The following is a 21,337-nucleotide window of genomic DNA, read 5'->3' as shown; positions in this document are numbered from 1 at the left end:
AAAGGCCTGAATTTTAACAGCAAATCACGTGCCAGATGTGTGATGAACTCCACAATTGGACGCGACTCTGCCATAGTCGAAGTCGTCCTTAAAAGTGAGTAGAGGCGCCCTATTCCTACCCGGTCCAAAATCCCCCTCCCGCACCTATTGTTGGTGTTGCTGATGTTTGCGGCTCTGCCTGCAAGGTCTGAGACATCCGACAGTGATGAGGTGCAGAGACAGACCGCTGTTTCGCCGGCGGAGGCACCAGCGGACGCTCCTCAGTTGAAGGAGTCCTCTGTCGCCCCGCAGGAGGAAGGAGAGGAAAAGCACTGGGTCGACAGCAGCCACGAATACGCCACCAATCGCGCCCAGGACCTGGTCCAATGGATGGATGATTTCTTTGGCGCCCCCGTGCGCGACGCCGAGCGCGCCGACTCCTTTGTGCGCGCCATATTTCTCGATGACTGGGACCAGCGCGATGGACACGATCTGAAGGTTCGCCTGCGGGGCCAGGTGGATCTACCAAAAATATCCGAACGTATCGACCTGGTTTTTTCCGGTGAAGAGTCTGAGCAAACCCTGACGGAGGAAGAGCGCGCCCAGGAAAACGACGTGGGCGTGCGGTTTAACTTCAGGGATAGTCGGCGCACCCGCCTGGATGCGACCTTATCCGTTAGGTCCGGTCCTGCGCTTCTGCCCGGCGTGCGTTTTCGCTATCAGCAACCCCTGACCGATAACAGCTGGGCGCGAGTTACCCAGCGACTCCAGTACCACACGGAGGACGGATATCGCTCCCTGACGAATTTTGAGGCCAACCGCATCCTGGACGACAAAAGCCTCATCCGCTGGGGGGGGGAGGGTGCGCTATCGTGAAGAAAAAGAGTTCTGGGACTACAACACGGGGCTCACCTACCGCCGTTGGCTGGATGACCACGAAAATTTCCCAGTGCCATCGAGTACTTCGTAACCGTGAGCGGTCGGGACCAGCCGGAGAACTACGAGACCAGCTACCGCCTGGGTTTCCTGTATCGAAAACAGTTTTTTCGGGAGTTTCTCTATTACGAAATAGAGCCCAGCTACAACTGGCGTCGGGATCTTTACGAAGAGAAGCGCGAGGGTGTGCTGGGCGTTGTGTTCCGCCTGGAGGTGATGCTCGACCGTGAACTGGTGGGCGGTCGATAAACCCCTCAGCTTTTTTGTCGGTCTTTTACGTAGCGCTCCCGCGCCTCCTGACACTCCGGGTCCATGAGGCCCGCGAGCAAACTGTCGGCGTCGGACCAGGAGCGCCCCAGGCCCACCTGATTGGCGGTAACCGCATCGACATGACGCTTTGTTGCCTGCACGGGGAAGGCGGGACGGCTGTTGATTGCAGCAGCGAGGTCATCGACGGCCTTGTCCAGTTCTTCGGGGGCAACACTTCGGTTGAGAAAACCCGCCGACAGAGCCTCCGCCGCGTCAAAGGGCCGACAGGTCATCACCAGCTCCTTGGTGAGTGCGGGGCCTATTTCCCGAACGAGCCTGGGAATGCCGCCCCAGGCCAGGGGGATGCCCAGATCGATCTCAGGAATGGAGAAGCGTGCATCGGCGCTCGCAACCCGCAGATCACAGGCGGCCGCCAGTACCAGTCCGCCGCCTACGCACCATCCCTGGATGCGTGCGATGGTTACCGCATTGATGCTTTCCAGGGCGTCTGCCATGCGGCGCCCCGTGTCGGCGGCATCCCTTGCACCCGCTTCTTCGGGTTTGGGGAAGCCTCCAAGATCGGCGCCGGCGGAAAAGCAGCGCCCCCGTCCCCCGACGATGACCACCTTCAAGGCACTATCTTTGTTCAACTCGGCGGCCGCCGCGATCAGCTCCTCCAGGGTCAGAAGGGACAGAGGATTGAGCTTATCCGGCCGATTCAGCCACAGGCGCGCAATGCTGCCCTGACGCTCTACTTCAAGGGTCTGATACATGAAAATCTCCGAGGATAAGCGGTTGGGAGAAATACTAGCATCCATGCGCTTCCGGTCCTGATGCAATGGCGATGGACGCCAACGATCGTCACGCGGGGAGATGTGACCTGTCGCATAAATGGTGTACTCTCCGGCGCAGTGGCGCTTGAGACAATCACGCGCCAGAGGGTTGTGAGGGAGCGCCATTGACTCCCGCCACACGTGCGTCGACAAAATAGTAAAGAAAGGACATCACCATGAAGTTTTCCGTACGGCTTTTTATGCTTTTCGTGGCCGCCGCTTTGACGGCCTGTTCCAGCGTAGATGAGCGTGAATATGAGGCCTGTATCGTGGGCAGCAGCGCCGTGGGTGGCGCTGTGGGCGCGGCTGCGGGTGGCGCCGGCGCCGTCGGCGGTGTGGCCGTAGGGGCCGGTGTAGGGGCCGTTATCTGTGACAAGGCAGAACCCGCTCCCGTGGCAGCAGCGGCCGCTGCGCCCGTGGACAGCGATGGCGACGGTGTTACCGACGACAAGGATCGTTGCCCCAATACGCCCGCCGGTGCGGAAGTCGACATGAACGGATGCGCTCTCGATAGCGATGGTGACGGCGTAGCGGACTACAAGGACCAGTGTGCGAATACGCCTGAGGGTGTAAAGGTTGATGCCACGGGTTGTCCGATCAAGGACGAAGTGGTGCTCACGGTAGACCGCTTGAGCTTTGACTTTGACAGTGCCGCTCTGGATGCACAGTCCCGCGCAGCGCTGGATGCCGCTGTTGCCGTCATCAAGTCCCACAGCAGTGTGAAGATGGACGTGGTTGGTTACACCGACACGTCGGGTCCCGAAGAGTACAACCTGGGCCTCTCCAAGCGTCGTGCTCAGGCGGCTGTGGATTACCTGGTGTCCCAAGGCGTTGATGCGGATCAGCTGCGCGCCACGGGCCGCGGTGAGGCTGACCCCGTCGCCAGCAACGACACCCGCGATGGCCGGGAGCGCAATCGTCGCGTTGAACTGGTCGTTCGCTAGAGCGACAGCGGCCGCTTAAACAAAGGCGCCGGAAAACATGCCGGCGCCTTTTCTTCAAGGGGCAGAATACTTGAGTGACAGCAAAACATACTGTATGTTCAAAACCTGTGTTTTTCGTCACCGGCAGCGTTCATTCGCAGCAGTCACACTAGATCCCCCCGTGCTCAGGAGGCCTTTGCTTTGACCGAGATCGACACCTTTCGTCAGGAAACCCGGGAGTGGCTCGACGCCAACTGTCCCGACTCCATGCGCCAGCCCGTCAGCGGCTTTGAGGATATCTACAACGGCGGTCGAAAGCCCGAGATCGATATTCCCGAACAACCCCTGTGGTGCGAACGCATGGCCGAGCGTGGCTGGACTGTCCCTCACTGGCCAAAGGAATATGGCGGCGGTGGGCTGTCCGCAGAGGAAGTGAAGGTTTTGAAGGAAGAGATGGCGCGCATCGGCGCCCGCCGTCCCCTGGACTCCTTTGGTATTTCGATGCTCGGACCCGCGCTGCTGAAGTTTGGCAGTGAAGAGCAGAAGCGTGAGCACCTCCCGCCGATCTGTCGTGGGGAGATCCGCTGGTGTCAGGGCTATTCGGAGCCGGGCGCGGGATCTGATCTCGCGAGTTTGCAAACCCGTGCCGATGACCAGGGCGATCACTACCTCATCAACGGTCAGAAAGTCTGGACGTCCTACGCGGACAAGGCGGACTGGATATTCTGCCTGGTGCGCACGGACAACTCCGGCAGCAAGCACGAAGGCATCAGCTTCATGCTCTTCGACATGGATCAGCCGGGCGTTACGGTCAAGCCTATTCGCCTGATCAGCGGCTCATCGCCCTTCTGTGAGACCTTTTTTGATGATGCCCGGGCAGAAAAACGCAATCTGGTGGGCGAGGCCGGGCAGGGGTGGACGATTGCCAAGTATCTTCTCACTCACGAGCGGGAAATGATCTCGGGTTTTGGTACCTCCGGTGGAAAGTCTCTGGGCAAGACGGCATTGGAGACGCTGGGGGCAGACGCCGAGGGTCGGCTACGCAACGGCATTCTCCGCCAGGATATAGCACAGCATCAGCTCGATACTCTGGTGTTCGGCGCGACCATGGAGCGGGTGGGCGACGAAGTCAAAGCCGGGCAGGGCCTCGGTCCCGCGTCATCAATTTTCAAATACTACGGTACGGAGCTGAACAAGCGCCGCAATGAGCTGAACCTTGCAGTGGGCGGCGAGGCGGCCCTGGGCTGGTCCGGCGAGCAATATCACGAGGGAGAAACGGTGCGCAGCTTTCTGCGATCCAAGGGTAACTCCATCGAGGGCGGTACCTCGGAGGTCCAGCTCAATATCGTTGCCAAGCGTGTGCTTGGCCTCCCCGACGCCTGAGGAGTATCTGTCATGACTTTAGTACTGAATGAAGAACAGCAGATGCTCAAGGAGTCTGCAGCAGGCTTTTTAGCCAGCAAAGCGACCGTAGGACATCTTCGCAAGCTCCGGGATTCTGGCGATGAACTGGCTTTTGAACCTGCCGTGTGGAAAGAGATGGTCGACATGGGTTGGGCGGGCATCGCTATCCCCGAAGCCTATGGCGGTCTGGGCTATGGCTACACCGGTCTGGGCGTGGTGTTAGAGCAGGCAGGTCGTCATCTCAGCGCTTCGCCGCTCGAGGCCAGCGTGCTCGTGGGCGCCACGGCGATCAATTGCCTGGGCACGGAAGAGCAGAAAACACACTGGCTCGCGGCCATTGCGGCGGGCGAAAAGCAGGTGAGCCTGGCGCTTCAGGAGTCCGGTGCCTTTGATCCTGTGGGCGTGACCGCATCGGCGACCCGCGACGGGGACGCCTTTGTCATTTCCGGCGAAAAACGCATGGTGTTGGACGCCGTTAGCGCGGATGCTTTTGTACTGATTGCCCGCAGTGGTGGTGTTGCCGGTGAGACCCGTGGGCTCAGCGCCTTCCTTATACCGGCAGATGCGGCGGGATTGAGCATTACGCCCTGCGATATGGTCGACAGCCGGCAGTGTGGTGCGCTGTCCCTCAACGCGGTGCGCGTCCCGGCGGATGCCCTCATGGGCAGCGAAGGCGACGCCTGGCCGGCGCTTGAGCGAACGCTGGATATCGCCGCCATCGGCTTCTCGGCGCAGTTGCTGGGCCTGTCCCTCGAAGCCTTTGAGCGCACGATGGACTATATCCGCGAGCGGAAGCAGTTCGGTCAGGTCATTGGATCCTTTCAGGGCCTGCAGCACCGCGCCGCACACTTGTTCGCGGAGTTGGAACTGGCGCGCTCCATCGTGCTCAAGGCACTGCAGGCCATCGACAGTGATGACCAGGGTCTGTCGCGCTACGCCAGTGCCGCCAAGGCCAAGCTCAGCGAAGTAGCACGACTGGCCAGCAATGAGGGTGTACAGATGCACGGCGGCGTGGGTATGACCGATGAATACGATATCGGTTTATATCTCAAGCGTGCGCGGGTTCTGGAGCATCTCATGGGGGACTACTACTATCACCTGGATCGCTTTGCCCGTATCGGTGGATACTGATGAACTGATGAGGCCCGCAAGCACAGGAAACTATAAAAACGATGAGTGAAGAACTGCAGAAAATCGACGCCGTGGTCGCCAAGCTGACCGAAGACGGCGCGCCCTTTGCCCTGGAGACCGTCACCATCGACGGTGCGGAGTATCGAAGCTTCGCCAAGGCGCCCGGGAACATGGGCGATTACTTCCGGTTCATGCTGAATCACGCGGACAAGGAGTTCGCGGTCTACCGCGACGAGCGTCTCACCTTTGGGGAGAGCTACGCCCAGGCCTCGGCGCTGGCGCGATCGCTTATCGATGATTACGGGGTGCAGCCCGGTGACCGTGTGGCGATCCTCAGCCGCAATAATCCCCAGTGGATGCTGGGTTTTATTGCCACCCTGTCAATTGGTGCGGTTGCCGTACCCATGAACGCCTGGTGGACGACGGAAGAGCTGGACTATGGCCTGAAAGACTGCGGTGCCAAAGTGGTGATTGCGGACCGTCAGCGACTGGAGCGTCTGGTGCCCTTGCAGGCGGAGCTGCAGTTGGCGCTTATCGCCGTCGATGATTGCAGCGGTTTGGATCTGAGCTTCAGGAATTTTCGGGATCTTGTCGGTGCCCACCAGGGTGCGGAGATGCCGGTTGTTGACGTCGCGCCGGACGACTACGCCACGATTATGTACACCTCAGGTTCCACGGGGCACCCCAAGGGCGCCCTGTCGTCCCATCGAGGCATGTTGTCGGCGCTGTACAGCTGGATGCTTCTGGGCACCTCGGACAAGCAGGCGGCGGGTAAAAAGGAGCCGGCGAAGTTCCCTCCGTCGGGCTTGCTGACCATACCGCTGTTTCACTGCACCGGCAGTCACACGGCCTTTTTGCTGTCGCTGATAGTGGGCCGCAAGCTGGTGATCATGCACAAGTGGGACGTACAGGAAGCCCTGCGGATTATTGAAGAGGAGCGCATCACCTGGTTTACCGGTGTGCCCACCATGTCTGCGGAGCTTCAGGCAGCGGCGGCAGAGTCCGACCGCGACCTGTCCTCCCTCGCCGAAATCTACGGCGGTGGCGCCGCCAGACCGCCGGCACAGGTCGAGAAGCTTGCAAAGACCTTTAAGCACTCTTCAGCGGGGATCGGTTACGGGCTTACGGAGACCAATGCCCTGGGGACCATCAACACGGGCGCCGTGTACCGCGCCCGGCCGGGGAGCGCGGGTCGGGTGGTGCCCGCGGTGACCGATATCGCGATCCTCGATGAGAACGATCAGCCCCTGCCGGCGGGAGAGCGGGGCGAGGTGTGTATTCATTCCCCCGCTAACTGTCTGGGTTACTGGAACAAGCCCGAGGCCACCGCCGAAGCTTTCCGCGACGGTTGGTTTCATACGGGCGATGTGGGTTACATGGACGAGGACGGCTTTTTGTTCATCGTCGATCGCATCAAAGAAATCATTATCCGCGGTGGTGAGAACATCAGCTGCATCGAAGTGGAAGCGGGCATCTATCAACACCCCGCGATTCTCGAGGCCGCTGTTTATGGCGTTCCCGACGAGCGTTTGGGCGAGGCCGTGGCGGCCAGCGTGGTGCTTCGCGAGGGAGAGACCCTGACTACCGAAGGGCTGCAGGAATTTTTGCGGGAGCACATTGCCGGGTTCAAGATTCCGGCGCATGTGCGTTTTCACGATGAGGCGCTCCCCCGTATTGCCACGGGCAAGATTTTCAAACGACAACTCAAGGCCGAGCTGAGCGAAACACTGGCGGCTGCCTGAGGGTTTTATTTTTATTGTCCGGCGGTGAAGCCGGGCATGCACGCAAGGAGATCGGGTCATGGACCTAGGAATATCGGAAAAAGTCGCACCGTTGCTGGCGCGCGTCACGGCCTTCATTGACGATGAAGTGGTGCCCGTAGAAAAAGAGTACGCCGCGGAAATTGCTACCGGTGACCGCTGGGAGTTTACCGAGCGCCAGACGGAAATCATCGAGACCCTCAAGGCCAAAGCCCGTGAGCAGGGTTTGTGGAACTTCTTTCTCACGGAAGGGGAGCAGGCCAGTGGCTTAACCACGGTGGAGTATGCCTATCTGGCCGAGCAGATGGGTCGGTCCCATTTGGCCGCAGAATCCTTTAACTGCGCGGCACCAGATACCGGCAACATGGAGGTACTCACCAAGTACGGCAGCGAGGCTCAGAAAGCCCAGTGGCTCGAACCCCTGCTCAATGGCGAGATTCGCAGCGCCTATGCCATGACGGAGCCCGGGGTGGCCAGCTCCGACGCCACCAATATCTCCACCAGCGCGGTGCTGGAAGGCGATGAGTGGGTCATCAACGGTGAGAAGCACTGGATTTCCGGTGCCGGTGACCCCCGATGCAAAATCATGATCGTTATGGTGAAGACGGATCCCGAGGCTGCCAAGCATAAACAGCAGTCCCAGATTCTGGTGCCTATGAACACCCCCGGCGTTGAGATCATTCGACCCATGCAGGTGTTCTCCATGGATGATGCGCCCCACGGGCATATGCAGCTGTCGTTTAACAATGTCCGCGTGCCCAAGGACAACGTCATCCTCGGACCGGGCCGTGGATTCGAGATTTCCCAGGGCCGTCTCGGGCCGGGTCGTATCCACCACTGCATGCGCGCCCTGGGTGCTGCCGAGCGGGCGCTGGAACTCATGTGTCAGCGCGCGACTACGCGCGTGGCCTTTGGTAAGCCTCTCGCCCGCCTCGGGGGCAACATCGACATCGTGGCCAATGCGCGCATGGACATCGAGCAGGCGCGTCTGCTGACGCTGAAAACCGCCTGGATGATGGATAACGTTGATCCCAAGGAAGCGCGGGTCTGGATTTCCATGATCAAGACCGCTGTGCCCAATGTCACCCTGAAGGTGATCGACGAAGCGATTCAGATGTTTGGCGGCCTGGGTGTGTCTCAGGACACGCCCCTGGCGACCATGTACATGGGACAGCGTACCCTGCGCCTCGCCGATGGGCCGGATGCAGTGCACCGCATGGTTGTAGGGCGTCACGAATTCAAAAAGTACATGGATCAGGAGCCTGTTAACGCCACCTTCAGAGATGGTTGATAGGACAGGCACAAAACCGGCGACCGCAGCTGTCGCCCAATGACAACGAAATACACAGCGTAAAGGGGAGTACACATGGGCGTTAAGGTCGTTCCAAAAGAGCAGCTGGCGGACCAGGTAGGCACGAAATCAAGCAGCGACTGGGTCACCATGGATCAGGATCGCATCAACACGTTTGCGGACTGCACGGAAGATCATCAGTTTATTCACATCGACGAAGAGAGGGCTGCGCAAACACCCTTCGGCGGCACCATCGCCCACGGCTTTTTGTCCCTGTCTATGCTGCCCAAGCTGAGCGAGGGTACGGGCGTGGTTCCGGAGAACGTGGTAATGGGTATCAACTACGGACTTAACAAAGTGCGGTTTTTGCACCCGGTGCGCGCCGGCAAGCGCATCCGCGCTCACAATGAACTGATTAATGTAGAGCAGAAAGATGACAACCGTTTTCTCCTCACCTCCTCGGTAACCGTGGAGATCGAAGATGTGGAAACGCCCGCCCTTGTTGCTGAATCCCTCGCGATGATTGTTTGCGGCTGAAACCTGAAAAAGGAGTATTGAAGAATGACGATTCGTTATGACGATCGGGTAGCTATCGTTACCGGCGCTGGTCAGGGATTGGGACGCAGCCACGCCATAGAGCTTGCAAAGCGTGGCGCCAAGGTGGTCGTTAACGACCTCGGTGGCTCCAAAGATGGTACGGGGTCATCGTCCGAAGCGGCCATGGCGGTGGTAGCCGAGATCGAAGCCGCCGGTGGTGAGGCTATGGCGAACGGCGCCAACGTTGCCAACTACGCGGAAGTAGAGGCGATGGTGGCCGCAGCCATGGAGAAGTGGGGCCGCGTTGATATTCTCGTGAATAACGCGGGTATTTTGCGCGACAAAAGCTTCCTCAAAGGCTCCATGGAGGACTTTCAGCTGGTGTTGAATGTTCACCTCATGGGCACGGTGTATTGCACCCGGGCCTGCTGGGAAATCATGAAGGAGCAGGAGTACGGCCGCGTGGTGGTAACTACCTCCTCGTCGGGCCTCTACGGTAACTTTGGTCAGACCAATTATGGCTCTGCGAAGCTGGGCGTCATCGGCATGATGAATACCCTGGTGCAGGAGGGCGCGAAGTACAACATCCGGGTTAACGCTTTGGCGCCGACGGCGGGAACGCGCATGACCGAAGGCCTCATGCCGGAGAAAATGTTTGAGCTGTTGACCCCGGAGACGGTCACGCCGGCGGTGCTCTATCTGGCCAGTGAAGACAGCCCGAACCGAACGATTCTCTGCGCGGGGGCGGGTTCTTTCGCCGTTGCCAAGATTGTTGAGACCGAGGGTTGCTGGTTGAAGCCCGAGGAGCAGACGCCCGAAGGGATTGCTGCGCACTGGGACACAATTACCTCGCCCGAAGGTGAGCGTGCTCTGGTAGGCGGCTTTGAACAGACGGGCAAGATGCTCACTCAGGCGGCCGCTGGCTTGGGTATTTCCCTCGAATAACTTATCGCGCTCTTCCTTTTGTTGGAGAGTAACGGACATTTTTTAAGCGCAACAGGCATTGATGGGTGGCAAGGCTTTGCCGCCCCAGGAGACCAAAATGAAAGAAGCAGTCATTGTATCGACAGCACGCACACCGATCGCCAAGGCTTACCGCGGCGGATTCAATAACCTGCCCGCGCCGACCATGGGTGCCGCGGCGGTGAGCGAAGCCGTGCGCCGCGCCGGTGTAGAACTTGGAGAAATCGATGATGTTGTGATGGGTGCCGCCCTGCAGCAGGGCACCGGCGGTCAGAATGTCGCCCGCCAGATTGCCCTGCGAGCCGGTCTGCCGGTTACCGTTTCGGGTATGACCATTGATCGCCAGTGTTCCTCGGGTTTGATGGCCGTGGCCACTGCTGCCAAGCAGGTGATGTATGACGGCATGAACGTCGTTGTGGGTGGCGGTCTCGACTCCATCTCCCTGGTACAGAACGAGCACATGAATCTTCACCGCGCGGCGGACGAAGAACTTGTGGCCATGCATCCGGATATCTACATGCCCATGCTCCAGACCGCTGAGGTCGTCGCCAAGCGCTACGGCATCAGCCGGGACGCGATGGACGAGTATGGTTTGCAGTCCCAGCAGCGCGTGGCCGAAGCCTACGAACAGGGTCGCTATGATGCAGAGCTCACACCCGTGACCTGCAAGCGCATTGTCTGGAACAAGGAGACCGGTGAGCAGTCTGAAGCGGAAGCCACCGTCAGTCGTGACGAGGGTATTCGGGCGACAACTCCCGAAGCGCTCGCAGGCCTGAAAACCGTCATCGACGGCGGCACCATAACGGCGGGTAATGCCTCCCAGCTGTCAGACGGCGCTTCTGCCCAGGTGGTGATGGACGCCAAGCTTGCAGAGCAGCGGGGACTGGAACCTCTTGGTCTTTATCGTGGTATTGCCGTCGCGGGACTCGAGCCAGACGAAATGGGTATTGGCCCTATCTACGCCGTGCCCAAGCTGCTCAAGCAGCACGGACTTAGCGTGGACGACATTGGTCTGTGGGAACTCAACGAGGCCTTTGCGGTGCAGGTGCTCCATTGCCGCGACACCCTGGGCATTGACAACGACAAGCTCAATGTCAGCGGCGGTGCCATCGCCATCGGACATCCCTACGGTATGAGCGGCTCGCGCATGATTGGTCACGCCCTTATCGAGGGCAAGCGCCGCGGTGTGAAGTACGTGGTGATCACCATGTGTGTCGGCGGTGGTATGGGAGCGGCGGGACTTTTCGAAGTACTGTAACCATCAGCACTGTATCTGTTAGCACCTGGCGCCGTTGCTCCTCGTGCAGGATGAGCGTCGGGGGTGCAGTGTGCGGGAGTGGTGAGAGCGGGCGTCACGCGCCATGGATGGCGCGTGCCGAGCCTGTCATGGATGACGTCTTTTAGCGTCCCGCTCACACCATTCCCGTGCGCTGCACCCGCGGCGCTCACGCGAGACGTTTCGAAGACACGGTATTCATAGTTAGTCATAAGATAGGGACAGCATAATGCGCGCATTACTTTGTACAGAACATGGCATGGCGGACAAACTGCAGCTTGCCACTGATCACCCGGAGCCCACTGCGGAGGCGGGTCAGGTCGTGATTGATGTCAAGGCTGCGGGGCTGAACTTTCCGGATGTGTTGATCATTCAGGGCAAATACCAGTTTCAGCCCGATATGCCCTTTTCCCCCGGTGGTGAGTGCGCCGGTGTGGTGCTGTCCGTGGGCGAGGGCGTTGAGCGCTATAAGGTGGGCGATAAAGTCATCGCCATGACCGGTAGCGGTTGCTTCAGGGATCAGATCGCCGTGGATCACAATGCGGTGATGCCCATGCCCGAGGGTCTGGATTTCACGCAGGCCGCCGGTGTTGCCATGACGTATTTCACTTCCTATCACGCGCTCAAGCAGCGTGCGGATCTGAAAGAGGGTGAGACTTTGCTGGTGCTCGGTGCCGCCGGTGGGGTGGGTTCCACGGCCGTCGAGTTGGGTAAGCTCATGGGCGCCAAAGTGATTGCCGCCGCCAGTTCAGAAGAGAAGCTCGCCATGTGTCGCGACTTAGGCGCTGACGAGACCATCAACTACAGCGAACAGGATCTCAAAGCCGCCGTGAAGGAACTCACCGGTGGTAAGGGTGTGGATGTGGTCTACGACCCTGTGGGCGGCGACTATGCCGAGCCCGCGTTGCGCGGCATGGCCTGGAATGGTCGTTACCTGGTGATTGGCTTTGCCAGCGGACCCATTCCGGAAATCCCCCTCAACCTTGCGCTGCTCAAAGGTTGTTCTATTGTCGGGGTATTCTGGGGCCGCTTTATCGCAGAAGAGCCCGCTGTACACCTGCAGAACATCAAGGAGCTCTGGGGCCTGTTTGCCGAGGGTAAACTCAAGCCCGCGATTAACGATGTGTTCGCCCTGGAAGATTACGAGCAAGCCTATGACGTAATGACCGGGCGGCTTGCTCGCGGTAAGGTCATTCTGACCATGGAGTAAGGCCGCCATGCAGCCGTTTACCTTTAACACCGTCGCCCGAATTGTCAGTGGTAGTGGCGAGGCGCTCAAACTGGCAGAGCACTGTCTTGATCTGGGGGTGAAGAAGCTGCTCCTGGTGACAGATCCCGGGCTGGTGTCCATTGGCCTCATCGGACCCGTGCAGGATGCCCTGAGCGAGGCTGGTGTTACGGTCAGCCTCTTTGCCAAAGTGAGTGAGGATCCTCCGGAGTCGGTGGTCCTCGCGGCGGCGGAGGCAGGCCGCGAAGCCGGGGTCGATGGTGTCATAGCGGTGGGCGGCGGCAGTTCCATGGATGTGGCGAAGGTGGCGGCGGCGCTCCTCTGCGGCGATCAGGCGCTGGGCGATATGTATGGGGTAGATCAGGTGAAGGGCGGGCGTCTGCCCCTGATCCTGGTTCCCACCACCGCCGGTACCGGCTCGGAGGTGACACCGGTAGCGGTGATCACCACAGGCGAGACCACAAAAGCCGGCGTGAGCTCCGCAACCCTGCTGCCTGATATTGCTGTCCTCGATGCGGACCTCACCCTGGGATTGCCGGCTAAAATCACGGCCATGACCGGCGTCGATGCCATGGTCCATGCCATCGAGGCATACACCTCAAAAATCAAAAAGAACCCCGTTTCCGACAACCTGGCCTGCAGTGCGCTGGTGCTCCTCGCGCGCAATGTACGCACGGCTGTTCACGATGGTCGGCAGCGCGATGCCCGCGGGGCCATGCTCCTGGGCGCTATGCAGGCGGGGCAGGCCTTTGCCAATGCGCCGGTGGCCGCGGTCCATGCGCTCGCCTATCCCCTGGGTGGTCATTTTCATATTCCCCATGGCCTGAGCAACTCCCTCGTGCTTCCCGCGGTGCTGCGCTTTAATCTTCCTGCGGCGGCAGCCCACTATGCGGAGCTTGCGGAACTGGTAGTGGGTAGCCCGGTGTCCGGAAGTGAAGAAGCGCGGGCAGAGGCACTGATCGGAGCCATTGAGACCCTGATTTCTGACCTGGGCCTGCCTGCGACCCTGAGCGCCGCAGGCGTCGGTGAAGACAGCCTGGAAACCCTGGCCACCGATGCCATGCTCCAGCAGCGGCTGCTAGTCAATAATCCCCGGGATGTTGCCTACGAGGACGCCCTGGCCATCTACCGCGCTGCGTTTTGACGGCGAGACTGCGGCCCATTAAGGTCACCGTGTCAGCAAACAGAAGGTAGCGTCATGGCCCGAGCCCAGGCACCCGCGCGGAAGGACTATTCCTGGTTCACCGCGATCACCACTCGTTGGTCCGATAACGATATCTACGGTCACGTGAACAACGTTATTTACTACAGCTACTTTGATTCCGTGGCCAATCGCTATCTTATCGATAAGGGCGGTCTGGATATTCACCATGGCGAAACCGTTGGCCTGGTAGTGAATTCCGGTTGCGATTACTACAGCCCCGTTGCCTATCCGGAGCCTTTGGAGGGTGCTTTACGCGTGGACCGGCTGGGTAACAGTTCCGTGCAATACGGTATCGGGATATTTCGGGAAGGGGATGATCAGGCCTGCGCCAACGGCACATTTACCCATGTGTTTGTTGATCGCGGGAGCAGTAAACCCGTACCCATCCCCCCGCGCTTGCGGGAGGCCCTCCTCGCCATTGCCACGGTATCTGCGACCGCCGGGGACAGCTAGCGTTTGGCTGTGGCGTATAAAAAGGCAACCGTGGCGCTGAACACCAGCGCCGAGAAAAGCGCCGGAAAAAAAGGCGCCAGGGGATAGAGCAAGCCGCCTATCACCGGGCCGCTCACAAAACCCACGGCGGGGCAGGCGGATATAACTCCGGCGGCACCGCCTTGTTCTTCAGAGCTCACGGCGATGGATGCTCCTGCGGTAATCGCCGGCATGCTCAGGCCGAGACCCGTCCCCAGGAGAGCCATTCCCCCTGCAAGCATCGTGAAATTCGCGAAACCTGCGATCAGCAGGGACCCGAGGGCCATGAATCCCAGTCCCGTGCGGACAAAAATGTGAGGTGGCAGTTTGAGTCGTTGCATCACCGTCACCTGAACCACAAAGGTGAAAACCGCCGAAACCATCAGGGCTGCGCCGGTGTACTGCGCGGTTTTTACGCCGCTTAAAGACAGCTGATCCTGTAGCTGGAACCCGAGAGTCTGCTGAATGGCCGAAAATCCCGTAAAAAGCGCGATGGCTGTGAGCGCAAAGCGCCGTATGCGTGGATCCAGAAACTTCATCCGGCGCGGGCGGTCATGGCTCAGGCGCTGCGGCGTAGGAATGGCGGGTAAGGCCCGCCACACTAACAGGGCTGCGGCAGCGGCGAGAGCGCCGGCGAAGTACAGGGGGGCGAGCAATCCCAGGGTTGCCAGGGCACCGCTGACCGCGGGGCCGAGAATCATCCCCAGGCTATTGGCCGTACCCAGTTTGGCCATGGCAGCCGTGCGCTGGCGCGTGCTGGTACTGTCTGCGGCGTAGGCGGTGGTTGAAGGGCTGGTGGCGGACATCACCATGGACTGGCTGCACCGCGCGAGAAGCGCCACGCCGTACAAGGTCAGCCCCGAAAGCACCCCCGTCAGCCCTGCCATGAATACGGAGGTGAATAGCAGGGTGCCCACGGTGTACCCGATAAGACCGATGAGAATCACCGGTTTGCGGCCGATCCTGTCTGAGAGCCGACCCCAGTAGGGTGACGCGACGGCAAACACCAGGGCGGATAGGGCGATAATCGACGTGATCTGTACCTCGGCCAGATCGACCTCGCGACCCAGGGGCGCCAGAATCGCAAACACCAGGGACTGGCCGATACCCGTCGCCATCAGCGCGGCAATAAGTACCAGCAACTGCCGTCGGGTCAGGGTTTCGCTCATGGTGCGTGAGGCGGCTCGGTGGAATGAGCCTCTGCCAGGGCGCTGTTTGTCTTGTCACGAAAAAGGCGGGCGTAGGCGGTGGGAAAAAGGCGCACAATCCAGTCGATGACTCGGGCATCGCTGCCGATAAGCAGGCGTCGCTGCCCCTTTTCTGCCGCGCGAAGGATTTTTTGGGCGGCTTCCGTGGCGCTGGTGCGCACGTGAGGGGCGAATAGGGCCTGCTGGGACTCCGCGGTGGCGTTGGGATCCACGTTACGGGCGCGCCGGGCAATATTGGTGTCGATACCGCCGGGGTGCACGCAGCAGAGTTTTACAGGGCTGCCGGCGAGATCCAGCTCCTGGCGCAGCGATTCGCTGAAGCCACGCACGGCAAACTTCGCCGCGTTATAGGCCGATTGATTGGGCACGGCTATGAGCCCGAACACGGATGAGATGTTCACGAGATGACTTCGCTCAGCCTTCTCCAACGCGGGAAGGAAGGCCTGGGACCCGTGCACGACTCCCCAGAAATTAATGTTCATGAGCCAGTGAAAGTCCTCGAGACTGGTCTCGGCAACGCTGGCCATCAGATCCACGCCGGCGTTGTTGACCAGCAGATGAAGCTGCGGCGTGATCGCCGTAACAGCGGCGGCCCAGCGTTCCACCGCGCCTGCGTCCGCCACATCCACCACGGTGCAGTGAGTGCCGGCGTTCGGGTTGGTGAAGCTGGCCACCGTTGCCTGAAGCCCGGCGTCGTCCACGTCGGAGAGATGCAGGTGGCACCCTGCGGCATTGAGTGCCTGCGCCAAAGCCCGACCAATGCCCGAGCCAGCGCCGGTGATCGCGGCGTGTTTCTCTGTGAAATAGTTCATGGTGTGAGTTTAACCCGCGCAGGGGGCATCATGGGCAGGCGCCCGGACTTCAAAGACTATTCAGTTTGTGGGTGATCCTTATGGACAGAAAACAGGTGATTTCGTACACTGCGTTCCCGCGCCTGGACCTCGCTTCCGACGCGAAACTTTAATCCCATAAAATTTTGAGCTGCCGGCATTAACGCACGTTGATGGGCCAAGACAGACAAGCCAAGAAAAGCGAGATGAGAGCCACTCATCTCGCTTTTTTTTGAGCCTGCGAGCGCAACGCCGGCGCCCCTGGAGGTACGATTGACCCGTCCGGCTATTCTCGTTCTTGAAGACGGCAGCGTATTCCACGGCACCTCCATCGGTGCCGCAGCCACCTCCGTTGGCGAAGTGGTGTTCAATACGGCCATGACCGGCTACCAGGAAATCCTCACGGATCCCTCCTACGCCCGTCAGATCGTCACTCTCACCTACCCGCACATCGGTAACACGGGCACGAACGCGGAGGATGAGGAGTCATCCCACATCTGGGCGTCGGGCCTGGTGATACGGGATCTTCCACTGCTGGCCAGCAACTTCCGGAATACCCAGGCGCTGGATGATTATCTTCGTGACCGGGGCGTTGTGGGTATTGCCGAAATCGACACGCGGCGTCTGACGCGGATCCTTCGGGACAAGGGCGCGCAGAGGGGCTGCCTCATGGCGACGGACACCCTTGATGTCGAGGCTGCCCGGGCCCTTGCCAAAGACTTCGGGGGCCTCAAGGGCCTGGATCTGGCAAAGGAGGTCACCACCGCCGAGAGCTATAGCTGGACTGCGGGTAGCTGGCAGCTGGGTGAGGGCCACGCAGACCCCGCGGCGCCGGAGATGCCCTGGCATGTCGTGGCTTACGATTTTGGTGTCAAGCGGAATATCCTGCGCATGCTCGCGGATCGCGGCTGCCGTTTGACCGTGGTGCCGGCCAAGACCAGCGCCAGTGAGGTTCTGGCCCTGAAGCCCGACGGTGTGTTTCTCTCCAATGGTCCGGGGGACCCGGAGCCCTGTGATTACGCCATTGCGGCGATTCGTGAGCTTCTGGACTCAGATATTCCCCTCTTTGGTATCTGTCTGGGGCACCAGCTTCTGGCGCTCGCCAGCGGGGGTAAAACCCTGAAGATGAAGTTTGGTCACCACGGTGCAAACCACCCGGTGCAGGATCTTCTTGATGGCAGGGTGATGATCACCAGTCAGAACCATGGCTTTGCCGTGGATGACCGCGATTTGCCCGAGTGTATCAACGTCACTCACCGATCACTTTTTGACGGCACCTTGCAGGGAATTGAGCGCACGGACAAGGCTGCTTTCAGTTTTCAGGGGCACCCCGAGGCGAGCCCCGGTCCCCATGAAGCCGGTGCGCTCTTCGATCACTTCATCAACCTGATCCAGCGTCAGGCGAGATAAGCTCATGCCAAAGCGTACAGACATTCAAAGCATTCTGATTATCGGCGCCGGGCCCATCGTGATCGGTCAGGCCTGCGAGTTTGACTACTCCGGAGCCCAGGCCTGTAAGGCGCTCCGGGAAGAGGGCTACCGGGTCATTCTGGTGAACTCCAATCCGGCGACGATCATGACGGATCCGTCCATGGCCGATGCCACCTACATCGAGCCCATCGAGTGGCAGACGGTGCAGCGGATTATCGAGGTGGAAAAGCCCGATGCGCTGCTCCCCACCATGGGGGGCCAGACGGCCCTGAACTGCGCGCTGGATCTTGCCCGGGAGGGTGTGCTGGAAGCCAACGGCGTCGAACTCATTGGCGCTACCAAGGAAGCCATCGACAAGGCCGAGGACCGCGAGCTCTTTGATCAGGCGATGAAGCGCATTGGGTTGGAAACGCCCCGGGCATCCTTTGCCCGTTCCATGGACGAAGCCCATGCGGTGCTCGATAAAATCGGTTTCCCCTGCATCATCAGGCCGTCGTTCACCATGGGCGGCTCCGGTGGTGGTATCGCCTACAACCGGGAGGAGTTTGAAGAGATCTGCGTCCGCGGACTGGATCTATCACCCACCTCAGAGCTGCTCATCGACGAGTCTCTCATCGGCTGGAAAGAGTATGAGATGGAGGTGGTCCGGGACCGCAACGACAACTGCATCATCATCTGTGCCATCGAGAACTTTGACGCCATGGGCGTCCACACGGGTGATTCCATCACCGTGGCACCGGCGCAGACGCTGACGGACAAGGAATACCAGATCATGCGGAACGCCTCCCTCGCCGTGCTTCGCGAGATTGGCGTAGAGACCGGGGGCTCCAATGTGCAGTTCGGTATGTGTCCGGACACCGGGCGCATGGTGGTCATCGAGATGAACCCGCGGGTTTCCCGCTCTTCGGCGCTGGCTTCCAAGGCAACGGGTTTTCCCATTGCCAAGGTGGCGGCCAAGCTGGCGGTTGGCTACACCCTGGACGAACTCAAGAACGACATCACTGGCGGCGCCACACCGGCATCCTTTGAGCCGTCTATCGATTACGTGGTGACGAAGATTCCGCGTTTTGCCTTTGAAAAATTCAATGCGGCGGACGCGCGTTTGACCACCCAGATGAAGTCCGTGGGTGAGGTCATGGCGATTGGGCGTAACTTCCAGGAGTCGCTGCAAAAAGCCCTGCGGGGGCTGGAGGTAGGTGCCTCGGGTCTGGAGTCCCGCCTGGGACCCGACGACAAGGAGCCCACGGATGAACTGATTAGTGAACTCATTAACCCCGGTGCGGACCGCATCTGGCATCTGGCGGATGCCTTCCGCGTGGGGATGAGTGTGGAGGATGTCTACGGTCATTCCGGTGTGGATCCCTGGTATCTCGTGCAGATCGAAGACATCGTCAAGGACGAGGCGGCCATCGCTGCGGGTACCCTTGAGGATCTTGATGCCAAGAACCTTTACCGTCTCAAGCGCAAAGGCTTTGCGGATCGTCGCCTCGCGGCTCTGCTGGGGGTCAGCGAAACCTCCCTGCGTGAGCACCGGCAAAACCTCGGCATTCGACCCGTCTACAAGCGGGTGGATACCTGTGCTGCAGAATTTGCGTCGAGCACCGCCTACATGTACTCCACCTATGACGAGGAGTGCGAGGCCCAGCCCAGCGACCGGCCCAAGATTCTGGTCATCGGCGGCGGGCCCAATCGCATCGGCCAGGGCATCGAGTTCGATTATTGCTGTGTGCATGCGGTGCTGGCCATGCGTGAAGATGGTTACGAGACCATCATGATCAACTGCAACCCCGAGACGGTCTCCACAGATTACGACACTTCGGATCGTCTGTATTTTGAGCCCGTCACGCTGGAAGACGTGCTGGAAATCGTCGCCAAGGAACAGCCCGAGGGTGTCATCGTTCAGTTCGGGGGGCAGACACCGCTCAAGCTTGCCCGTGCCCTGGAAGCGGCGGGCGTGCCCATTATCGGCACCACGCCGGATGCCATCGACCGGGCCGAAGACCGGGAGCGCTTCCAGCATCTGATCCAGGATCTTGATCTCCTGCAGCCGGCAAACACCACGGTGCGCAGCGTGGAGGAGGCCGTAGAGGCGGCGCGGAGCATCGGCTATCCCCTGGTGGTGCGTCCGTCCTACGTGCTCGGTGGTCGTGCCATGGAGATTGTCTATCGCGAGGAGGACCTCCTGCGCTATATGCGTGAGGCGGTGTCCGTGAGCGATGAATCTCCGGTACTCCTGGACAGCTTTTTGAGTGCCGCCATCGAGGTCGATATCGATGCCGTCTCCGACGGCGAACAGGTGGTGATCGGTGCGATCATGCAGCATATCGAGCAGGCAGGGGTGCATTCCGGGGATTCGGCCTGCTCTTTGCCCCCCTACAGTCTTCCCGCGGCCGTGCAGGATGAAATGCGCGAGCAGGTCCGGCAGATGGCCTTGGCTTTGGGCGTCAAGGGCCTGATGAATGTCCAGCTGGCCTGGCAGGATGAGCAAGTTTACGTGATTGAGGTGAACCCCCGCGCGTCGCGAACCGTGCCCTTTGTCTCCAAGTGCATTGGCACGTCCCTGGCCAAGGTGGCCGCGCGCTGCATGGCCGGCGTCAGTCTCAAAGACCAGGGCTTTACCGAAGAGATCGTTCCGGCATTTTTCAGCGTAAAAGAGGCCGTGATGCCCTTTAACAAATTCCCCGGTGTCGATCCCATTCTGGGGCCGGAGATGAAGTCCACGGGCGAGGTCATGGGCACCGGTGACAGCTTTGCTGATGCCTACGCCAAGGCCCAGCTCGCCGCCGGCGATCCTCCACCCCGCAGCGGCACGCTGTTAATCAGCGTGCGGGATGTGGATAAGCCCGGGGCGGTGATTTTCGCCCGACAGATGGTGGAGCTGGGCTTCAGCCTGGCCGCGACGGGTGGCACGGCGGATGCGCTGGAGGCTGCGGGTCTTGAAGTGCGCCGCGTCAAGAAAGTTCTGGAAGGACGGCCGCACATCGTCGATATGATCAAAAACGACGAAGCCGATATTATTATCAATACCACGGAAGGGCGCCGCGCTATCGCGGATTCGGCGCCGATTCGCGCCAGTGCAGAGGCGCACCGGGTTTTCTATACAACGACGCTGGCGGCGGCCGAGGCTATTTGCCTGACCCTGCAGCGTGAAGGAGACAAGACGGTGCGCCGTCTCCAGGATCTCCACAGGAGCATGCAGTAATGAGTAAGGTGCCGATGACAGCGCAGGGCGAGAAGGCTCTGCGGGAAGAACTCGAGCAGTTAAAGAAGGTCGATCGGCCGCGCATTGTCCAGGCCATCGCGGAGGCGCGGGAACACGGCGATCTCAAGGAAAACGCTGAATATCATGCTGCTCGTGAGCAGCAGAGTTTTGCCGAAGGCCGGATCATGGATATTGAGGGCAAGCTATCCCATGCCCAGGTGATTGACGTGACGGCTATCCCGCCCACGGGCAAAGTCATTTTTGGTGTGACCGTCGATCTGATCAATGTGGAGAGCGATGACACGGTGACCTACCGCATCGTCGGTGACGATGAAGCAGATGCCAAGCAAAACCTGATTTCCGTGAACTCACCGATAGCCCGGGCCCTCATCGGCAAGGAAGAAGGTGACGTTGTTGTGGTGCGGGCACCCGGCGGTGATCGGGAATACGAGATCGATCAGGTGCGGCACATTTAACGGCA

The 21,337-nt window shown here is 60.1% G+C and carries 19 protein-coding genes; 16 read left to right on the top strand and 3 right to left on the bottom strand.

The features are described 5' to 3' along the window. Nucleotides 1-162: 162 nt before the first annotated feature. Both KT71_RS17530 and KT71_RS17525 read left to right on the top strand, forming a co-directional pair. Nucleotides 163-855, top strand: coding sequence for a hypothetical protein (locus KT71_RS17530; protein WP_023660294.1), 693 nt, complete (start codon nucleotides 163-165; stop codon nucleotides 853-855). 96 nt (nucleotides 856-951) lie between these two features. Then, nucleotides 952-1,164, top strand: coding sequence for a hypothetical protein (locus KT71_RS17525; protein ID WP_008294000.1), 213 nt, complete (start codon nucleotides 952-954; stop codon nucleotides 1,162-1,164). 5 nt (nucleotides 1,165-1,169) lie between these two features. Here KT71_RS17525 and KT71_RS17520 read toward each other — a convergent pair whose 3' ends face one another. Further along, the gene (locus KT71_RS17520; protein WP_008294001.1) at nucleotides 1,170-1,937 is read right to left on the bottom strand and encodes an enoyl-CoA hydratase/isomerase family protein; all 768 of its coding nucleotides are present in this window, start codon (nucleotides 1,935-1,937) and stop codon (nucleotides 1,170-1,172) included. Between the two features lie 236 nt (nucleotides 1,938-2,173). Between KT71_RS17520 and KT71_RS17515 the strand changes: the two genes are divergently transcribed. The 11 genes from KT71_RS17515 to KT71_RS17465 all read left to right on the top strand — a co-directional run bounded on the left by KT71_RS17515 (nucleotide 2,174) and on the right by KT71_RS17465 (nucleotide 14,167). Then, nucleotides 2,174-2,941, top strand: coding sequence for an OmpA family protein (locus KT71_RS17515; protein WP_023660292.1), 768 nt, complete (start codon nucleotides 2,174-2,176; stop codon nucleotides 2,939-2,941). A 180-nt stretch (nucleotides 2,942-3,121) separates the two neighbouring features. Beyond that, complete coding sequence (locus tag KT71_RS17510; protein WP_008294003.1) at nucleotides 3,122-4,303, top strand: acyl-CoA dehydrogenase family protein; 1,182 nt, start codon at nucleotides 3,122-3,124, stop codon at nucleotides 4,301-4,303. A gap of 12 nt (nucleotides 4,304-4,315) precedes the next feature. After that, complete coding sequence (locus KT71_RS17505; protein ID WP_008294004.1) at nucleotides 4,316-5,455, top strand: acyl-CoA dehydrogenase family protein; 1,140 nt, start codon at nucleotides 4,316-4,318, stop codon at nucleotides 5,453-5,455. A gap of 41 nt (nucleotides 5,456-5,496) precedes the next feature. Next, the gene (locus tag KT71_RS17500; RefSeq protein WP_008294005.1) at nucleotides 5,497-7,197 is read left to right on the top strand and encodes a class I adenylate-forming enzyme family protein; all 1,701 of its coding nucleotides are present in this window, start codon (nucleotides 5,497-5,499) and stop codon (nucleotides 7,195-7,197) included. A gap of 58 nt (nucleotides 7,198-7,255) precedes the next feature. Continuing rightward, nucleotides 7,256-8,506, top strand: coding sequence for an acyl-CoA dehydrogenase family protein (locus KT71_RS17495; protein WP_008294006.1), 1,251 nt, complete (start codon nucleotides 7,256-7,258; stop codon nucleotides 8,504-8,506). 75 nt (nucleotides 8,507-8,581) lie between these two features. Beyond that, nucleotides 8,582-9,043 carry a MaoC family dehydratase gene (locus KT71_RS17490; RefSeq protein ID WP_008294007.1) on the top strand — a complete coding sequence of 154 codons (462 nt, stop codon included), beginning with the start codon at nucleotides 8,582-8,584 and terminating at the stop codon, nucleotides 9,041-9,043. Nucleotides 9,044-9,067: 24 nt separating this feature from the next. Beyond that, nucleotides 9,068-9,988, top strand: a complete 921-nt coding sequence (locus KT71_RS17485; RefSeq protein ID WP_008294009.1) for an SDR family NAD(P)-dependent oxidoreductase — start codon at nucleotides 9,068-9,070, stop codon at nucleotides 9,986-9,988. Between the two features lie 97 nt (nucleotides 9,989-10,085). Then, the gene (locus KT71_RS17480; protein WP_040362477.1) at nucleotides 10,086-11,264 is read left to right on the top strand and encodes an acetyl-CoA C-acyltransferase; all 1,179 of its coding nucleotides are present in this window, start codon (nucleotides 10,086-10,088) and stop codon (nucleotides 11,262-11,264) included. A gap of 277 nt (nucleotides 11,265-11,541) precedes the next feature. Then, nucleotides 11,542-12,492, top strand: a complete 951-nt coding sequence (locus tag KT71_RS17475; protein WP_008294011.1) for an NADPH:quinone oxidoreductase family protein — start codon at nucleotides 11,542-11,544, stop codon at nucleotides 12,490-12,492. 7 nt (nucleotides 12,493-12,499) lie between these two features. Then, nucleotides 12,500-13,654: an iron-containing alcohol dehydrogenase gene (locus KT71_RS17470; RefSeq protein ID WP_008294012.1), complete on the top strand. Its 1,155-nt coding sequence runs from the start codon at nucleotides 12,500-12,502 to the stop codon at nucleotides 13,652-13,654. 54 nt (nucleotides 13,655-13,708) lie between these two features. Beyond that, nucleotides 13,709-14,167, top strand: coding sequence for an acyl-CoA thioesterase (locus KT71_RS17465; protein ID WP_008294013.1), 459 nt, complete (start codon nucleotides 13,709-13,711; stop codon nucleotides 14,165-14,167). On the opposite strand, the gene KT71_RS17460 is transcribed toward KT71_RS17465, so the two are convergent. Together KT71_RS17460 and KT71_RS17455 are read right to left on the bottom strand one after the other, a co-directional pair. Then, complete coding sequence (locus KT71_RS17460; RefSeq protein WP_008294014.1) at nucleotides 14,164-15,354, bottom strand: MFS transporter; 1,191 nt, start codon at nucleotides 15,352-15,354, stop codon at nucleotides 14,164-14,166. The genes KT71_RS17465 and KT71_RS17460 overlap by 4 nt on opposite strands. Then, nucleotides 15,351-16,205 (bottom strand): SDR family NAD(P)-dependent oxidoreductase, encoded by an 855-nt coding sequence (locus KT71_RS17455; protein ID WP_008294015.1) that lies wholly within the window; start codon nucleotides 16,203-16,205, stop codon nucleotides 15,351-15,353. Before KT71_RS17455 ends, KT71_RS17460 begins: the two co-directional genes overlap by 4 nt. 291 nt (nucleotides 16,206-16,496) lie before the next feature. Here KT71_RS17455 and carA point away from each other — a divergent pair, with 291 nt between their 5' ends. Genes carA through greA form a run of 3 tightly spaced genes read left to right on the top strand, consistent with a single transcriptional unit; the run spans nucleotide 16,497 to nucleotide 21,332 of the window. After that, nucleotides 16,497-17,633 (top strand): glutamine-hydrolyzing carbamoyl-phosphate synthase small subunit, encoded by a 1,137-nt coding sequence (carA, locus tag KT71_RS17450; protein WP_008294016.1) that lies wholly within the window; start codon nucleotides 16,497-16,499, stop codon nucleotides 17,631-17,633. A 4-nt stretch (nucleotides 17,634-17,637) separates the two neighbouring features. Then, entirely contained in the window at nucleotides 17,638-20,856 is a 3,219-nt protein-coding gene (gene carB, locus KT71_RS17445) for a carbamoyl-phosphate synthase large subunit (protein ID WP_008294017.1), read from the top strand. Continuing rightward, on the top strand, nucleotides 20,856-21,332 hold the full coding sequence (greA, locus tag KT71_RS17440) for a transcription elongation factor GreA (protein ID WP_008294018.1): 477 nt from the start codon (nucleotides 20,856-20,858) through the stop codon (nucleotides 21,330-21,332). Before carB ends, greA begins: the two co-directional genes overlap by 1 nt. Nucleotides 21,333-21,337 lie beyond the last annotated feature (5 nt).

Source organism: Congregibacter litoralis KT71, from assembly GCF_000153125.2.
GTDB lineage: Bacteria > Pseudomonadota > Gammaproteobacteria > Pseudomonadales > Halieaceae > Congregibacter > Congregibacter litoralis.
This window is presented reverse-complemented; position numbering and strand designations above follow the sequence as displayed.

Excerpts from the sequence above, each read along its gene's own strand:
- KT71_RS17455 (WP_008294015.1), bottom strand. The coding sequence starts at position 16,205 with ATGAACTATTTCACAGAGAAACACGCCGCGATCACCGGCGCTGGCTCG.
- KT71_RS17515 (WP_023660292.1), top strand. The coding sequence starts at position 2,174 with ATGAAGTTTTCCGTACGGCTTTTTATGCTTTTCGTGGCCGCCGCTTTG.
- KT71_RS17495 (WP_008294006.1), top strand. The coding sequence starts at position 7,256 with ATGGACCTAGGAATATCGGAAAAAGTCGCACCGTTGCTGGCGCGCGTC.
- KT71_RS17490 (WP_008294007.1), top strand. The coding sequence starts at position 8,582 with ATGGGCGTTAAGGTCGTTCCAAAAGAGCAGCTGGCGGACCAGGTAGGC.
- KT71_RS17465 (WP_008294013.1), top strand. The coding sequence starts at position 13,709 with ATGGCCCGAGCCCAGGCACCCGCGCGGAAGGACTATTCCTGGTTCACC.
- KT71_RS17475 (WP_008294011.1), top strand. The coding sequence starts at position 11,542 with ATGGCGGACAAACTGCAGCTTGCCACTGATCACCCGGAGCCCACTGCG.
- KT71_RS17505 (WP_008294004.1), top strand. The coding sequence starts at position 4,316 with ATGACTTTAGTACTGAATGAAGAACAGCAGATGCTCAAGGAGTCTGCA.
- KT71_RS17500 (WP_008294005.1), top strand. The coding sequence starts at position 5,497 with ATGAGTGAAGAACTGCAGAAAATCGACGCCGTGGTCGCCAAGCTGACC.
- KT71_RS17460 (WP_008294014.1), bottom strand. The coding sequence starts at position 15,354 with ATGAGCGAAACCCTGACCCGACGGCAGTTGCTGGTACTTATTGCCGCG.
- KT71_RS17485 (WP_008294009.1), top strand. The coding sequence starts at position 9,068 with ATGACGATTCGTTATGACGATCGGGTAGCTATCGTTACCGGCGCTGGT.
- KT71_RS17520 (WP_008294001.1), bottom strand. The coding sequence starts at position 1,937 with ATGTATCAGACCCTTGAAGTAGAGCGTCAGGGCAGCATTGCGCGCCTG.
- KT71_RS17530 (WP_023660294.1), top strand. The coding sequence starts at position 163 with ATGTTTGCGGCTCTGCCTGCAAGGTCTGAGACATCCGACAGTGATGAG.
- KT71_RS17470 (WP_008294012.1), top strand. The coding sequence starts at position 12,500 with ATGCAGCCGTTTACCTTTAACACCGTCGCCCGAATTGTCAGTGGTAGT.
- KT71_RS17480 (WP_040362477.1), top strand. The coding sequence starts at position 10,086 with ATGAAAGAAGCAGTCATTGTATCGACAGCACGCACACCGATCGCCAAG.
- carB (WP_008294017.1), top strand. The coding sequence starts at position 17,638 with ATGCCAAAGCGTACAGACATTCAAAGCATTCTGATTATCGGCGCCGGG.
- greA (WP_008294018.1), top strand. The coding sequence starts at position 20,856 with ATGAGTAAGGTGCCGATGACAGCGCAGGGCGAGAAGGCTCTGCGGGAA.